The sequence below is a fragment of the Streptomyces apocyni genome (assembly GCF_009739465.1).
Classification (GTDB): Bacteria; Actinomycetota; Actinomycetes; order Streptomycetales; family Streptomycetaceae; genus Streptomyces; species Streptomyces apocyni.
Map to the genome: position 1 here is coordinate 1 of NZ_WHOM01000037.1, position 16,358 is coordinate 16,358.

The 16,358-nt window shown below is 72.7% G+C and carries 9 protein-coding genes; 7 read left to right on the forward strand and 2 right to left on the reverse strand.

The window, feature by feature from the left end; genetic code table 11:
- Both GCN81_RS05820 and GCN81_RS05825 read right to left on the reverse strand, forming a co-directional pair.
- Positions 1 to 1,007: serine/threonine-protein kinase (locus GCN81_RS05820; RefSeq protein WP_156722393.1), on the reverse strand; the 1,007-nt coding region annotated here is incomplete at its 3' end.
- A gap of 168 nt (positions 1,008 to 1,175) precedes the next feature.
- Positions 1,176 to 2,870: a serine/threonine-protein kinase gene (locus tag GCN81_RS05825; RefSeq protein ID WP_156722394.1), complete on the reverse strand. Its 1,695-nt coding sequence runs from the start codon at positions 2,868 to 2,870 to the stop codon at positions 1,176 to 1,178.
- A gap of 333 nt (positions 2,871 to 3,203) precedes the next feature.
- On the opposite strand from GCN81_RS05825, the gene GCN81_RS05830 reads away from it, so the two are divergent.
- The 7 genes from GCN81_RS05830 (at position 3,204) to GCN81_RS05860 (ending at position 16,271) form a co-directional block, all read left to right on the forward strand.
- Positions 3,204 to 6,860, forward strand: a complete 3,657-nt coding sequence (locus GCN81_RS05830) for an FHA domain-containing protein (protein ID WP_156722395.1) — start codon at positions 3,204 to 3,206, stop codon at positions 6,858 to 6,860.
- A gap of 116 nt (positions 6,861 to 6,976) precedes the next feature.
- Entirely contained in the window at positions 6,977 to 8,347 is a 1,371-nt protein-coding gene (locus GCN81_RS05835; protein ID WP_156722438.1) for an ABC transporter substrate-binding protein, read from the forward strand.
- Between the two features lie 94 nt (positions 8,348 to 8,441).
- Positions 8,442 to 9,722: a carbohydrate ABC transporter permease gene (locus tag GCN81_RS05840; protein ID WP_156722396.1), complete on the forward strand. Its 1,281-nt coding sequence runs from the start codon at positions 8,442 to 8,444 to the stop codon at positions 9,720 to 9,722.
- 14 nt (positions 9,723 to 9,736) lie between these two features.
- Complete coding sequence (locus tag GCN81_RS05845) at positions 9,737 to 10,627, forward strand: carbohydrate ABC transporter permease (RefSeq protein ID WP_197287499.1); 891 nt, start codon at positions 9,737 to 9,739, stop codon at positions 10,625 to 10,627.
- Between the two features lie 67 nt (positions 10,628 to 10,694).
- A complete protein-coding gene (locus GCN81_RS05850; RefSeq protein ID WP_156722397.1) occupies positions 10,695 to 12,950 on the forward strand; it encodes a bifunctional glycosyltransferase/CDP-glycerol:glycerophosphate glycerophosphotransferase in 2,256 nt (751 codons plus the stop codon).
- Positions 12,951 to 13,015: 65 nt separating this feature from the next.
- The gene (locus GCN81_RS05855) at positions 13,016 to 14,593 is read left to right on the forward strand and encodes a hypothetical protein (RefSeq protein WP_231626398.1); all 1,578 of its coding nucleotides are present in this window, start codon (positions 13,016 to 13,018) and stop codon (positions 14,591 to 14,593) included.
- A 67-nt stretch (positions 14,594 to 14,660) separates the two neighbouring features.
- A complete protein-coding gene (locus GCN81_RS05860; protein WP_156722398.1) occupies positions 14,661 to 16,271 on the forward strand; it encodes a glycosyltransferase family 2 protein in 1,611 nt (536 codons plus the stop codon).
- The last annotated feature ends 87 nt before the right edge of the window (positions 16,272 to 16,358 follow it).

The following is a 16,358-nucleotide window of genomic DNA, read 5'->3' on the forward strand; positions in this document are numbered from 1 at the left end:
CTCGTATGGGTGTCGCGGTTGGAGTCAGGGGACGAACCGGGGACGAGCGCTACGGCGCCCCGCCGGGGTGCGGTCGGGCGCGGTTCGGCGGACAGCTCACGGTCGTCGCCCTCGCCCTCGTACGGGTCGTTCACCTCGTCCGCGCCTTCCGCGTCGGGTTCGTCGACGTCGAGCGGTGCCATCCCGGCCACCAGCGGGAGCAGGTCGCGTAGCCGCGCGGCCAGCTCGGACGCGCGCAGCCGGGACGCCGGGGCCTTGGCCAGGCACTGCACGATCAGCTGCCAGAGCTCGTCCGGGATGCCCGGGAGCGGCACCACCCTCTCCGTGACATGGCGACGCAGTACGGCCCCGGGGTGGCCACCGCCGAACGGCGTGAACCCGGCCAGCAGCTCGTACAGGACGGTCGCCAGGGCGTAGATGTCCACGGCGGCCCGCGGCGGCAGCCCCTCGATGATCTCGGGGGCGAGGTAGTCGGGGGTGCCGATGACCTTCGTCGCGCGCGTGCGGCGCGGTGAGTCGACCAGTTTGGCGACACCGAAGTCGGTGAGCAGCGCGGGGTGCGAGCCGCCGGGCCCGAGCGGACCCCGCATGTCCAGGAGGACGTTCTCGGGCTTGACGTCGCGGTGCACGATCCCGGCGGCGTGCGCGGCGGCGAGGCCGTCGGCGATGTCCGCGGCGATGGCGACCGCGGCCTCCGGGGCGAGGCGGCGCTCGCGCTCCAGGCGGGTGCGCAGGTCGGTGCCGCGTACGAGCTCCATGACGAGCGCGAGGTCGGTGCCGTCCACGACCAGGTCGACCACGCCGACCACGCGCGGGTGGTCAAGGCTCAGGAGGGCGGTGCGTTCCTGGACGAAGCGGCCGACGAGCTCCTGGTCGGACGCGAGGTCCTCGCGCAGGAGCTTGATCGCGACGGGGCCTTCGGGCCCCTCGCCCAGCCACACCGTGCCAGCTGAACCGCGCCCCAGAATCTGGTGGGCGGTATACCGGCTGCCGATTTTCCGTGCCAAGACTGCTCCTACAGACGCGTGTTGCCGACAAAGCTACGCGGCTCTGCGGTCAACCTTCGCTTCAGCGGGAGAAATCACCCTCCAGATGTCGACAAATCCCCAAGGTCGGGGCTGGCGTCCTGCTGGCGTCGGGGCTGGCGTCAAAGCTGGCGCCGTGACCTCGGCCCGCTAGCCGAGGTTGCTGATCCAGTCGGAGATCGAGGACGTCCAGTCCTTGACCTGGCCCCAGAAGCTCTTGGTCGAGTCGACCCAGTCAGGCAGCGGCGTGAATTCCCAGACCATCCAGCCAGCCACGAACAGCAGGACGATCATGAACAGGCAGCCCTTGAGGCAGCCGAGGCCCGGGATGCGCATCCGGTTGGCGCTGCGCCGACGCGGCTCGCGGGGCTGCCTCGGCGCGGGCTGCTGGGGCGGCGGGTAGTGCTGCGGCTGTGGCTGGTGCTGCTGCGGTGCGGGCGCGGGGGCGGGGGCGTATCGCTGCGGCTGGTGGTGCTGCGGGGGGTACGGCTGCTGCTGGTGCTGCGGCGGGTACTGCTGTGGCTGCTGACGCCGCGGCTGGGGCTGCCGGGGCTGAGGGCGCTGCGGGCGCTGCTGCGGCTGATTGCGCGCCACCTGCCGCTGCGGGCGGCGGCGCAGCGGGTCCTGCTCCGGGTCCAGGTACTGCATCTGGGTCTGCTCGCTGCGGTCACGGGCCGCCCGCATCTGGCTCTGCCAGGGGTGCGGGTCGTCGGACTGCGGCGGCCCCTCGGGGTCCTGCGGCACGGGCGGCATGACCGCGGTCGGGTCGGCGGCGCCGCCGTCGCGCGGCAGTACGGAGGTGGGGTCGGCGTCACGCGTGGTGTGCGGCATCACGTTGGTGGCGGCGCTCGGGTCGTGCTGGCCGTACGCGGCGTTCCGCGGCAGGGCCTGGGTGGGGTCGGCGGCGCCTGGCGGGGTCGGCACTGCGGCGGGCGCCGGGTCGGGCACGAGCAGGGCGCCGACGCCCGCCGCGGCCGCGTACTGCGCGGAGCTGGCCCCCGTACCGATGCCCTCGGCGACGACGCGCAGACCGCGCGCGAGGTTCTCGGCGCTCGGCCGGTCCTCGGGCTTCTTGCGCAGACAGCGCTCCATGACCGTCCACAGCGGCTCCGGCACCCCCGCGGGGCACCGCACTTCCTCGCTGAGGTGGCGGTGCAGCACTTCGAGCGCGGTGCCACCAGCGAACGGCGGACGGCCGGTGACCAGCTCGTACAGCAGGATGCCCGCGCCGTAGATGTCCACCGCGGAGGTCTGCGGGCGGCCTTCGGCCGACTCCGGCGCGACGTACGCGGGCGTGCCGACGAATTCATGGGTGCGGGTCAGGCCGGGGGAGTCGGCGAGGCGCGCGATGCCGAAGTCGGTGAGCATCGGGTGCATCTGCACGCCGTCCTCCTTAAGGAGGACGTTGGCGGGCTTCAGGTCGCGGTGTACGACGCCGTCGGCGTGGCTGGCGGCGAGCGCGTCGGCGATCTGGGCGGTCAGCAGGGACGCCGCGACCGGGGTCATCGGGCCGTTGTCCCGGAGGTAATGGTGCAGGTCAGGGCCTTCGACCAGGTCCATGACCAGGGCGAGGAGATCGCCCTCGACCACCAGATCGCGGGTGCGCACGATGTTCGGGTGGGTCAGCCGCAGCAGGACGGAGCGCTCGCGGAGGAAGCGCATCACGACGTCCGCGTCGTTCGCCAGCTCCTCCTTGAGGACCTTGATCGCGACGGTCTCGCCTGGCTGGCCCGCGACGGCCGCCTCGGCGCCCGCGGTCTCCCGCTGGCGGGCACGCCAGACGGTGCCCGTGGCGCCGCGTCCGAGCGGCTCCTCGAGCAAGTACTTGCTGCCTACCGGCCGCACGTCAATGCGCTCCCTGATCGTCTGCTGGTCCCGGCTGCTGGTGCCGTTCCGGACCACTGTAGTGCGGCCGAACGGGGCACCGGGTCGCCGCGGCGGTCGCACCGGGTCGGCGTTCGTGGGGAAGACGCGCGGCTGGGGCGGATGGTTGCCGGGAGGCCGGAAGCGGAGGGTGAGTGTCGCTGGTTCAGGTGCAAAGGGCGGCCGCTCGGCGTGTTGTCAGTGGCAGGTGCGAGGATGCCCTACAGCACGGAGCCATGCCGTGTGCGGTGGGGGGATGTGTGACATGGGCAGTCTCCCTGCCGGGCACCCGCGCAGAAGGGACCGCTGACGGCGATGCAGATCCGGCTGACCGTCCTCGGGCCGCAAAGCGGCCGCACCGCACGCGCCTTCGATGTGCGCGCCTGCGATGTGCTGGTCACCGCGCCAGCCGGGACGGCGCTGGCGGTGGTGGCGTCCGGCCTGGCCAAGGCGGTCGGTGGCACCGACGGGCCCGCGCAGATCTACGCCGGGTCCGAGCGGCTCGACCCGCAGCGCTGCGTCCTGGGCGAGCCGCCGTTGGTGGACGGCGCCGTGCTCTCACTGCACTCCCCCGCCGAGCCCGCCCCGTCGCCCGAGGGAGCCGCGGCCCGGCTCCATGTCGTCGCGGGTCCTGACGCGGGCGGGGTGCATCTCCTGCACGGCGGGCGGGTCACCATCGGCCGCTCGGCCGACGCCGATGTGCCCCTGGACGACCCTGACGTCTCGCGACTGCACTGCGCGGTGACGGTCGGGGACGACGGCCGGGTCAGCGTCGCCGACCTGAACTCGACCAATGGCACGACGGTCGACGGCAGGCCGGTCACCGACCAGCCGGTGCGGTTCTCGCCGGGCGCGCTGCTGCGGATCGGCGAGTCCACGCTGCGGCTGACGCCGGTCCACGCGGAGACCACGCTGCCCACGTCCGTGGACGGCGAGGGGCAGCTCCGGGTCACCCCGGCCGCGGCCGCCGCCCAGGTCGCCCCCGTCTGGCCGGGTCCGCACCCGTCCGCGACCACCGGGCCCGGCTACGGCTCGGCACCCTGGGCGACCCGCTCCGGCGAGCCCAGCCACGGCCATGCCCCGTACGGCTACGCACACGACGCGGTGCCCGGTCCACGGGGCCACGACGGCAGCGGCGCGGACCCCGCCCGCGTGAGCGGCGCCGGAGCCCCGCCCGGCACCAGCACCACCGGCAGCGACACGGACGCGCTGCGCCGCGCCGGGGCCAAGGACCTCGGCGGTGCCCCCAACCCCGCCCGTACGCCGGGTCCGGGGGCACCGCGCGGCACCAAGGCCGAGCACCTCGGCGAAGGTGCCGACTCTGCCCGTACGCCCGGGACGGGGGCACCTCCCCGCACCAGCACTACCGGCAGCGGCACGGGCGCCCGGGAGCGCGCCAGGGCCGAGGGCCTGGGCGGGGCGGCCAGCGCGGCCCGTACGACCGGCAGTGGGCCACTGCCCGGCACGAGCGGCACAGGCAGCGTGACCGGTGCCGAAGCCACGCCCGCAGGTGACAGCGCCCAAGCCCCGGAGCGCCCCGGAGCCGAGTATGACACCGGCGCCCTGGACCCCGATGCGGCCGACGGCCGTGGAGCCGCGGGGCCCGGGGCTGGTCGGGCCGGGACGCCGACGCGGGGCACCACCGTTCCGCGCCAGATGCGCAGGCGCGGCGGGCTCACCGCGTGGGCGCGGCGGCTGACCGGCGCGCGGGACGAGACGCGGCCGGACGACCCCGTCGAGCCCGTGGCCTGGACGGCCGCCCCCGAGGACTCCGTAGCGGACGCCTGGCCCGACCCCGCGGCCCTGCTGCTGACGGCCCTCGGCCCCGGTCCCCGCCTGTGGGAGCGCGACCGGGCGCACCAGGAGGCGCTCGCCCTACGCCTGGGAACCACAGACCGGCCCACTCCGGACGGCATGGGGCTGCTGCCCGTCGTCCCGGTGACCGTCAGGCTGCGGGAGGCGGGCTCCCTGGGGCTCGCCGGGCCGCGTAACCGGCTGGCCGGGCTGGCCCGCTCGGCCCTCGCCCAGCTCGCCGCGCTGCACTCCCCCACCGACGTGGAGATCGTGCTGATCAGCACGGACCGCGGCCGCGCGCTCGACGAGCGCACCGCCGAGTGGTCCTGGCTCGGCTGGCTGCCCCATCTGCGCCCCGGGCACGGCCAGGACTGCCGCCTGCTCCTGGCGTACGACCGCGAGCAGGCCGCCGCCCGCACCGGCGAACTGCTCCGCCGCCTCGACGAACACCTCCAGACGAGTCCCCCGGCCAGCCCACTCCCGCACGTCCCACCCGGAGCACCAGACCGCCTCGCCCCCGCGCCCGCGCCTCCCCCCGCCCCCGCGCCGTACGCGGGGCCGTACGCGGTGGTGGTCGTGGACGGTGACCCCGGTTCCGCGGCTCTGCGCGACGCGGTCACGCGGCTCGCCGCCGACGGCGCGGGCGCCGGGATCCACGTCGTCTGCCTCGCCGAGACCCCGGCCGCCTCCCCCGCGTCGCCGGTCACCGCGACCTACGAGGCGGCCTGCGCCGCGTCGCCCGCTTTCCGCGCGTGCGGCGCCGTCGCCCTCCTCAGCGGGGACGTGGCGACGGCCCTGCGGTTGCTCCGTACGTCCCGAGGCCGCCCCGTCGGGCATGGCACGCTCGCCTCGGTGGACGCGGTGTCGGTGGCCTGGGCCGAGCGGTTCGCCCGGGCGCTGGCCCCGCTGCGTACGGCGGAGCCCGGCGACGCGCACGCCCATGTGTCCGCCCCGCTCCCCCAGGCCGCCCGGCTGCTGGACGAGTTGGGCCTCGCCAGGGCGACTCCGGCGTCCCTGATGGCCCGCTGGGCGGCGGCCGTGGACGACCCGCAGGCGCTGGGTGGCCGCGCTTGGGCGGTGCTGGGCGCGGGGCCACGCGGCCCGGTCTGCGCCGACCTGGTGGCGCAGGGCCCCCATCTGCTGGTCGAGGGCCCGGCGGGCAGCGGCCGTACGGAGCTACTGCGCTCGGCCGCCGCGGCGCTGGCCGCCGCCGACCGGCCCGACCGGCTGGCCCTCGTCCTGGTCGACGGGGCGGGCTCCGGACGCGGCGACGGGCTGCGGGCCTGCACCGACCTCCCCCATGTCACCACCCATCTGACGGCCGACGACCCGGTACGGATGCGGGAGTTCGCCCAGGCGCTCACCGCCGAACTGAAGCGGCGCGGGGAGCTGGTCGGCCGCCTCGGGTTCGCCGAATGGCACACCCAGCGGGCCGTGTCCGGCCGAATGATCGCCCAACGCACCCGCACGCTCGGCACCGGCGGCAGCGGCCCCGTACCGCCCACGACTCCTACGGCTCCCACGGCTCCCGCGCCCCCCGCCCCTCAGCCCGGCCCCGGGGCTGGCGCGGGAGACCTGGACTCCCCCGGCAGCGCGACACTCAAGCTGCGCCCGGGCAACAGGAGTCCCCGCGCGCAGGACGTCCCGCCGCTGCCCCGCCTGGTCGTGCTCGTCGACGACATCGACGCCCTGGTCGCCCCCGCACTCGGCGCCACCGGCCGCCCGTCGGCGGGCTCGGTGGTCCGCGCGCTGGAAGCCGTCGTCCACGGCGGCGAGCGGCTCGGGGTACATCTCGTGGCAGCCACCGCCCACCCGGAGCGCACCGCCGCCACCGCCTTCGACCGCGGCGCCGCCCTGCGCATCACGCTGGACGCCCCGTCAGCGGCCCCCGAGGACCCGGCCCCGGGCCGCGGACGGCTGTACGCGGCGGCGGACGGCCGCGTCACCGCGTTCCAGGCGGGCCGCGTGACCGGACGTATCCCGCGTACCTCGACGCTGCGCCCGACCGCCGTACCCCTGGAGTGGGAGCGCATGGGCGACCCACCCGCCCGCCGCCCGGTCCGCGAACTGGGCAACGGCCCCACGGACCTGGCCCTGCTGGCCAGCGCCCTGGAGCGGGCGGCCCGTTCGGTCGAGGCGCCCGCGGTGCCCCCACTCCTGGAGACCCACGCTAAGTAACCCTCCGGTCACGATCCCCGAGTTCCCGTAGGCGCTATTGCGGCCCTCCCCACTCGGGCGTAGACCAGTGCGCACGGGACAGGGCTCAGGCTCTCAGGGAAGAGAACGGGGCAGTGATGCGCACAACTCTTCGCACGGGAAAGCTCGTTGTGTCATTAGTGGCCGTCGGCGCACTCGCCCTCACGGCGTGCGGTGACGGCGGTGGCGACGCCGACAACGGCGGCAATGGCGGCAAGAAGAACAACGGCCAGGGCGGCGGCACCTCGGTCGAACTGCCCCAGCTGAAGGGGCAGAAGCTGGAGGTCGCCGCGGTCTGGTCGGGGCCCGAACAGGACAACTTCAAGAAGGTGCTCACGGAGTTCGAGAAACGCACGGGCGCCGAGGTCACCTTCGTCCCGGCCCAGGACCCGATCGTCAACTTCCTCGGCTCGAAGATCGCGGGCGGCGATCCGCCGGACGTGGCGATGCTCCCGCAGCCGGGCGCGATCGCCCAGGCCGTGAAGAACAAGTGGGCCAAGCCGGTAGGCACCGAGGCACAGGCGCAGCTCGACAAGAACTACACCCAGGGCTGGAAGGACGTCGGCGCGGTCGACGGCGAGCAGTACGGCGTGTACTTCAAGGCCGCCAACAAATCCCTCGTCTGGTACAACAACGCCGTCTTCGAGAACGCCGGAGCCAGCGAACCAAAGACCTGGGACGAGCTGATGGACCAGGCGCGGACGGTGTACGACTCCGGGGTCACCCCGTTCTCGGTCGCGGGCGCCGATGGCTGGACCCTCACCGACTGGTTCGAGAACGTCTACCTCTCGCAGGCGGGCCCGGAGAAGTACGACCAGTTGGCGCGGCACGAGATCAAGTGGACGGACCCCTCCGTGAAGGAGGCGCTGACCACCCTCGGCAAGCTGTTCGGCAACAAGGACTACCTGGCGGGCGGTCAGGATGGCGCTCTGCAAACCGAGTTCCCGACGTCGGTCACGCAGACCTTCACCGGCGGCGATCAGCCCAAGGCCGCCATGGTCTTCGAGGGCGACTTCGTCGCGGTCAACATCGGCCAGACCGACGCCGAGATCGGCACCGACGCCAAGGTGTTCCCGTTCCCGGCGGTCGGCGACGACGCGCCGGTGGTGACCGGCGGCGACGCCGCGGTGGCGCTGAAGGACTCGCAGGGCGCCCAGGCGCTGCTGACGTTCCTGGCCTCCACCGACGCGGCCGAGATCTGGGCGAAGCAGGGCGGCTTCATCTCGCCCAACAAGGAGATGGACCCGGCCACGTACCCGAACGACGTGCTGCGCGACATCGGCACGGCCCTGATCGCCTCGGGCGACGACTTCCGCTTCGACATGTCGGACCAGACACCGCAGGCGTTCGGCGGTGCCCCGGGCAAGGGCATGTGGAAGGCGCTGCAGGACTTCCTGAAGAACCCGAAGGACGTCGACGGCACCCAGCGCCAGCTGGAGTCGGACGCGGCCAAGGCGTACAAGAGCTGACCCGGCGATGACCTCGGCCACTCCACCCGGGGGCGTCATACCACCGACGCCCCCGGCCCCACGCCCACGCCCACGCGCACGCGCACGACGTAGCGTGACACGTACCCGCAAAGTGGTGGCGGCGCTGTTCCTGCTGCCCGCGCTGGTCCTCCTGGGCGCGCTCGTGCTCTATCCCATTGGATACTCGCTGGTCCGCAGCCTCTTCGACCAGGCGGGCGACTCCTTCACCGGCCTGGACAGCTACCAGGAGGTGTTCACCGAGGACGCCACCAGGACCGCGCTCAAGAACACCGCGATCTGGGTGGTGGTGGCCCCGGCCGTCGCCACCACGCTCGGCCTGATCTTCGCCGTACTCACCGAACGCGTGCGCTGGGGAACGGCCTTCAAGCTGGTCGTCTTCATGCCGATGGCGATCTCCATGCTCGCGTCGGGGATCATCTTCCGGCTGGTGTACGAGCAGGACCCGGAGCGCGGGGTCGCCAACGCGGTGCTGGTGGGCGTCCATGACACCTTCGCCGAGTCGTCCGCGTTCCCCAAGGCTCATCCGGGGCGCGAGTCGCCGCTGGCCGAGGAGGGCGGCGGCTTCGTCACCCGTGATCCGGTACGGGTCGGCGAGCCCGTGGCGCTGCCGCTGGTCGGCGTCGCCCCGGACAAGATGCCGGGCAGCGCGCGCCCGGCGGCGGCCGCCGAGACCGACCCCGGCAAGGTCACCGGCACCACCTGGCAGGACTTCACCCGGGGCAAGGGCGTCGGGACGCTCGGCGGCATCGACGCCGAGGAGCTGGGCTATCCGGGCATGAGGGTCGAGGCGGTCAAGGACGGCACGGTGGTGGACTCCGCCCGCGCCGGGCCCGACGGCACCTTCACGCTCTCCGGCGCGGCCGACGGCGCCCTGCTCCGGCTTCCCGAGAGTAACTTCCGCGAGCCGTACCGAGGCGCCAGCTGGCTCGGTCCGACGCTGGTCACCCCGGCCGTCATCGGCAGCTATCTGTGGATCTGGTCGGGCTTCGCGATGGTCCTGATCGCCGCGGGACTGGCCAGTGTGCCGCGCGAACTCCTGGAGGCGGCCCGGGTGGACGGCGCGAGTGAGTGGCAGGTGTTCAGCCGCATCACCGTGCCGGTGCTGACGCCGGTGCTCGCGGTCGTCCTCGTCACGCTGATGATCAACGTAATGAAGATCTTCGACCTGGTCTTCATCATCGCCCCCGGCTCGTCGCGGGACGACGCCAACGTTCTGGCGCTCGAACTCTACGACCAGGCCTTCTCCAAGGGCCGACCCGATATCGCGAGCGCCATCGCGATCCTTCTGCTGCTGCTGGTCATCCCGGTCATGATCTTCAACATGCGTCGGCTGCGGCGGGAGGCCAAGCGATGAACGCGACGAAGGCGATGACGCCAATGACGGCAACGAAGGCGGTGAAGACGGTGAAGCCGTCACTCGCCTCCCGTATCGCCGCGCGCGCCAGTGGCGGTGTGGTGCGCCTCGTACTGATCCTGGTGGGCCTGTTCTGGCTGCTGCCGACCGTCGGCCTGCTGCTGTCCTCGCTGCGCTCGCCGGAGGACATCGGCGCGAGCGGCTGGTGGAAGGTGTTCACCGAGCCCTCGCAACTCACCGTCGACAGCTACCAGAGCCTGCTGAAGAACGAGGCCATCACCGACTCCCTGCTGAACACGATGCTGATCACCGTGCCCGCGACGGTGCTGGTGGTGGCGATCGGCGCACTCGCGGGCTACGCCTTCGCCTGGATGGAGTTCCCGGGCCGGGACTGGTGGTTCCTGGCCGTCGTCGGACTGCTCGTGGTGCCGGTACAGGTGGCGCTGGTGCCGATCGCCGGACTCTTCGGTGACCTCGGCATTTTCGGCTCGGTGCTGGGCGTGGTCCTCTTCCATGTGGCCTTCGGGCTGCCCTTCGCGATCTTCCTGTTGCGTAACTTCTTCGCGGAGATCCCGCGTGAGCTGCTGGAGGCCGCGCGGCTGGACGGCGCCGGTGAACTGCGGTTGTTCGCCCGGGTCGTGCTGCCGCTCGGCGGGCCCGCGATCGCCGCGCTCGGCATCTTCCAGTTCCTGTGGGTGTGGAACGACATGTTGGTCGCGCTGGTCTTCGCCAAGCCGGAGAACCAGCCGATCACGGTCGCCCTGCAGACCCAGGTACGGCAGTTCGGCAACAACATCGACATCCTGGGGCCTGGCGCGTTCCTCTCGATGGTGGTCCCCCTGATCGTGTTCTTCGCCTTCCAGCGGCAGTTCGTCTCGGGGGTGATGGCGGGCGCGGTGAAGTAGCGCGTAACCAACGCACCCCAAGGGCGGTTTGCACGGGGATCTGCCCGTGTCGACCCATGGATGCGCCTTGCCCCGGTTCAGTGTCATCGTCCCCGTGTACGAGGCGCAGGCGTACCTGCCCGAAGCCCTGGATTCGGTTCTCCAGCAGTCCTTCACGGACCTGGAGTTGATCGTGGTCGACGACCGCTCTCCGGACGCCTCCGGGGCGCTGGTCGATGAGTACGCGGCCGCCGACCCCCGGGTCAGGGCGGTGCACCTCAGCCAGCACACGGGTCCGGGCGGGGCCAGGAACGCCGGACTCGCCCAGGCCCGCGGCGACTACCTGCTCTTCCTGGACGCCCACGACACCCTCACACCGGGCGCCTTGTACGCCGTCGCCGACCGTCTCAAGGAGACCGGCTGCCCCGACGTCCTCGCCTACGACCACGCGCGGGCGTACTGGACGGGCGAGACCGTACGCGACGCGTTCGCGGGGCAGCTCGCCGAGGAAGGCCCCGCGCCCTTCGCGCTGGCCGACCGGCCCGGCCTGCTGAACGGCCCGCTGGTGGTCTGGAACAAGGCCTACCGCCGCGAGTTCGTCGAGCGCGAGGGGCTCACCTTCCCGCCCGGCTCCCATGGGGACGCGCCCTGGACCTTCCCGGCCCTGCTGACGGCCGAGACGATCGCCACCCTGGACCGGGTGTGTGTGCACCACCGGCAGCGGCGCCGGGGCAACGCCGTGCACCACGCGCACCACGCGCACCACGCTTTCGACGTGTTCGACCAGTACGAGCGGGTCTTCGCCTTCCTCGACGCCCACGCCCAAGCCCGGCTCGAAGCCCGCCCGGAGCTGGCGCGCTGGCGCCCCATCGCCTTCCGCCGGATGGTCGACGCCTACTTCTCGCTGGTCACCGCACGGGGGCAGCTGCCCCCCGGCACCCGCGCGGAGTTCTTCCGGCGGGCCCGCGCCCACTACCGCCGCTACCGCACGCCCGCCCCCCGGCTGTCCTGGCGTGAGAGGGTCCGCCACAGCCTCGTACGCCTGGGCGCCCACCGCACCCACTGGGCGCTGTCGACCGCGCGGCGGCTGCACCACAGGGCGCGCGCCGCCGCCAGGGCCGCGCGCCGCGCGACCCGCGCCGCCCTGCTCCGACTCCACTACCGCATCCAGCTGCGACTCCCCGTACGCGCCCACTACGCGGTGTTCGCCGCCTACGGGAGCCGCGGCCACAGCTGCAACCCGGGCGCCATCGAGGCGAAGGTCCGTGAGCTGGCCCCGCATGTCCGTACCGCCTGGATCGCCGACCCCGCGTACCAGCACACGATCCCCACGGCCACCCGGCGCGTCACCCCCAGCTCGGCCGCGTACTGGACGGCACTCGCCCGCGCCAAGTACCTGGTCAGCAATGGGAACTTCGACCACAGGATGGTCAAGCGCCCCGGACAGCTGGTGATCCAGACGCAGCACGGCACTCCGCTGAAGCGCATGGGCCTCGATCTGCTCGGCCGCCCCGCCGCCGCCCGCGACACGGACTTCGACCGCCTCCTCGACGGCGTCGACACCTGGGATTTCGTCCTGTCGTCCAACCAGCACTCCACGCTCACCTGGGAGCGGGTCTTCCCCTCCGGCTCGGGCTCCGGCTACACCACGCTGCCCTACGGCTACCCGCGCAACGACCGCTTCCAGAACGCCGACGCCCAGGAGGTGGCCCGGCTGCGCGAGGTGCTCGGCATCCGGCCGGGCTCGATCGCCATCCTGTACGCCCCGACCCACCGCGACTACCACCGCGACCAGCACCGCCCCCTGGACCTGGCGCGGCTGCGTCGCCGCCTGGGGCCGCGCTTCACGGTCCTGGCCCGCGCCCACCACAGCTACGGTGCCCCGCTGGTGACCGAGGCGGCGGCGGGCCTGATCGACGTCTCGGATCACCTCAGCGTGGAGTCCCTCTGCCTGGCCAGCGACGCCCTGGTCACGGACTACTCCTCGCTGATGTTCGACTACGCCAACCTGGACCGTCCGATCGTCATCCACGCCGACGACTGGGAAGCGTACGAGGCCGCCCGCGGCACCTACTTCGACCTGCGGGGTTTCCCGCCCGGCGCGGTCGCCCGCAGCGAGGACGAGCTGATCGACATCTTCACGTCCGGGCACTGGCGCGGCTCGCGGTCGACGCAGCTGCGGACCGCGTTCAGGGAGCGGTTCTGCCCGTACGACGACGGCCGGGCCGCCGAGCGCGTCGTGCGCCATGTTTTCCTGGGTGAGCGGGCGGGCCTGCCACCCGTACGGCCGCTGGCCGACCGTCGTCCGGCGCCGTGCGCCACCCCGTTGGACGACTCCAGGTAGAGACTTCGGCCGAGTGGTTAGACGAGACAGGGACGTTGTCTCCGCCGCGCGAAAGGCCCGTGATCGTGCAGTACTCCACCGTCAGTCCCGAGCGTCCCGAGGGTCCTGAGCCACGCGGCGCCACGGCCGTGCTGGGCGGCCGCCGCTCGCTGCGGCCCAGCCCCTATCTGGTGTTCGGCACGCTCTTCTGGGTGGTGCTCACGGCTGCTGCCTGGCGGTTGCCGATCTGCTGCGACTTCGGGCAGCACGCCGCCGTCGTGGAGCGGCTCAAGGCGGACCTGCTGAACCCCGCCCACCCGATGGCCGACCTGCCGGGCGACGGCAGCGCCTACTACACGCCGTACACCGTCGTCCAGGCGCTGTTCGCCAAAGCCACCGGGCTCGCGGGCTGGCAGGTCGTCAAGCTGAGCGGCGCGGTGAATCTGCTGGTCCTGCTGACCGGCATCGGACAGTTCGTCAAAACGCTCTCTACGCGCGCGTGGGCGCCGGTCTTCGCCCTGGTGTTCATGGTGGTCCTGTGGGGCACCCAGGACGCCTGGTGGAGCGGGTACCTCGGGCTGATGTCGATGACGGGGCATCTGAACTATCCGAGCACCTTCGCGATCGGCGTCGCCTTCTGGATCTGGGCACTGACCGGCCGTCTCGCCCGGGACGGCGGTGGCCCGTGGGCGCATACGGGACTCGGCGCCCTGTGGGCCCTGGTGCTCCTCACGCACCCGATCACCGCCGTGGCCGCGATGATCGGCGTGGTGGCCCTCGTGCTCGGGCTGCAACGCGATCTCCGGCCGCTGTCGCCGGTTCGCCGGGCGCTCGTCCGCTGGGAGCTCGTCCGCTGGGCCCTGTCGGGCGCGATCGCGGTGCTCCTGGCCGCGTCCTGGCCGTACTTCAGTGTCTTCTCGCTCGTCGGTGACTCCAGCATCGACTCACTCCACCGCCAGCTCTACTTCGGTATGGCCGAGCGCTACTGGCTGGCGCTGGTCGCGCTGCCCGCCCTGTGGATGCGGTTCAGGCGGTCGAGGCGTGACCCGCTGGTGCTGATGTTCGTCATGGAGTGCGTGGTCGTGGCGTACGGCTGGTTCAGCGGCCACTACACCTACGGGCGCATTCTGGGTCTCACGCTGGTGCCGGCGCAGTTCGCGCTGGCCATCGAGCTGGCGCGGCCGTGGCCCTGGCCGCGGGCCCACCGCGTGCTGGCGCCGATCGCCGCCGGGGCCGCGTGTCTGGGGTTCTTCAGCGCCCAGGCCGGGGCGGTGGTGCCACGCTCGCTCGACCCGGTCGGCTTTGAGCAGCCGCCGCGCTGGCATGAGTACGGCTGGGCGGCCCGGCACATCGGTCCCGGCGAGGTGGTCCTCACCGGCAACTACCGCCATCTGCGGTCGATCGCCGGGTACGGGCCCAACGTAGTCGCCCCCATCTGGCCCGACGCCTCGCTCGACGAGCGCGAGCGCCAGCGGCGCGCCCGCGACGTGGAGGCGTATCTGGCACCGACCTCCACGCGCGCGGAGCGGGACGCGATCGTCCGCCGCTATCACGTCCGGTGGCTGCTGCTCGACCGCTCCCAGCGGGTACCTGAAGAGGCCGTCGTGGTGGCTTGGGGGCCGCGCAGCGGAGATGTACTGGCACGGGTGGGAATGCCTGATTAGGGTCGATATAAATCCTTATCGGCCAGCTTATTAGGATAGTACTGATTAGCAACTAACATGCCGATACATGGAGAACACCCCTCAGCAGCAGCTTCGGGTCTGTGTCGTCCTGATCGGCTACAACGACGTGACCCGGGTGGCCGACGCGGTGCGCTCGGCCCTCGCCCAGGGCCCGGCCGTCAGCGAGGTCATCGCCGTCGACGACGGCTCGACCGACGGCAGCGTCGAGCTGCTGCGACGGCTGGCCGCCGATGACCAGCGCCTCAGAGTCGTGGCCCGCGCGGTGAACAGCGGCGGCTGTGGCACTCCCCGTAACGACGGCATCGACCGCTGCTCGGCGCCGTATCTGATGTTCCTGGACAGCGACGACGTCCTGCCTCCGGGCGCGGTCAGCGCGCTGCTCACCGCCGCCACCGAGCACCGCGCCGAGGTCGCCTCGGGGCTGTGCCTGCGCCGCGAACTGCCCTCGGGGCGCGATGTGCCCTGGCAGCCCGAGCTGTACGGCACACCCGCGATCGTCGAGCGGCCCTCCGAGCAGCTCCGGCTCGTGTACGACACCCTCTGCGTCAACAAGCTCTACCGGACGGATTTCCTGCGCCGCCACGCGATCCGCTTCGCCGACGGCCCGGTCGTCTACGAGGACTTCGCCTTCACCACGCGCGTGCTGGCCGCCGCCCCGCGGATCGCGCTGATCGACCAGCCGGTCTATGTCTGGCATGTTCGCCGCCGGGCCGCCCGGCTGTCCCTCTCGCTCGACCGGTCCGGCATCGACAACTGGCGCGCCCGGCTGGACGCGCACCGCCAGGCGGTGGAAATCCTGCACGCCGCAGGGGAGAAGGAGCTGATGGGTGCGGCATGCACCAAGTTCCTGGAACACTGCCTGCGGATGTACCTGCGCGAACTGGGCGCGCACGGCCCCGAGTACCAGCGCGCGTGGTGGGACCTCACGCGCGCGTACCTCCAGACCTTCGACACGGCCGACCTCGAACGGGCGACCGACCCGGCCCGGATCGTCGGCCAGGTACTGCTCGCCTCACCCGAGCCGGTCGACCTGTACCGGCTGCGGCAGCTGGCGGCCCGCCCGGCCCGGCTGCCGCCTCCTCATGCGCGGGCCGCCGACTCCACCCCGGTCTGGTCCGAAGCACTCCCCGAAGTCACCCTCGAACACCTTTTGGTGCGCCCCATGCGACTCCTGCCCCTCGCGGTCGACGCGGAATTGCGGCCACGCGCGCGTACGTCCGTACTGACCCTGACGTTGCACGAGCTGTACGGGCGGGTGGCGGCCGCGGCGCCCACCACGGTCGACGTCGAACTCCAGGCCCGCGACGGCGGGCACCCAGGGCTGCGACGCACGGCGGCGTGGTCCGCTGGGACGGACCCGGACCCCGTCTGGACCGCCGAGGTGCTGCTCGATCTGGGCGCGCTCCCCTCTGGCGTCTGGGACCTGCGTCTTCGGGTGCGGTTCGCGGACGGTACGGTGCGCGAGACGACGGCGCGCGCGGTACCGGGACCCGGCCTGCTGCGCCGCCGGGTCCTGCCGGACCGGCGCCACGGCACCGTGCTCGTACAGCCGTACGCGACCCATTCCGGCAGCCTCTCGGTACGGGTGGCGGCCGGAATGCGGGGGGTCGTGGGAGTGCTGCGGAGCAGGTCGAGGAGACTGCTGGGCAACGGGTGACCCGGCCCGTACCCGGAGCCCGTACAGACCTCACATCGGAACCCGTCAGCGGCGCCGCGCGTTGACCGGCGGGAGAGCACACCAGAC

Excerpts from the sequence above, each read along its gene's own strand:
- GCN81_RS05830 (WP_156722395.1), top strand. The coding sequence starts at position 3,204 with ATGCAGATCCGGCTGACCGTCCTCGGGCCGCAAAGCGGCCGCACCGCA.
- GCN81_RS05835 (WP_156722438.1), top strand. The coding sequence starts at position 6,977 with ATGCGCACAACTCTTCGCACGGGAAAGCTCGTTGTGTCATTAGTGGCC.
- GCN81_RS05845 (WP_197287499.1), top strand. The coding sequence starts at position 9,737 with ATGACGCCAATGACGGCAACGAAGGCGGTGAAGACGGTGAAGCCGTCA.
- GCN81_RS05860 (WP_156722398.1), top strand. The coding sequence starts at position 14,661 with ATGGAGAACACCCCTCAGCAGCAGCTTCGGGTCTGTGTCGTCCTGATC.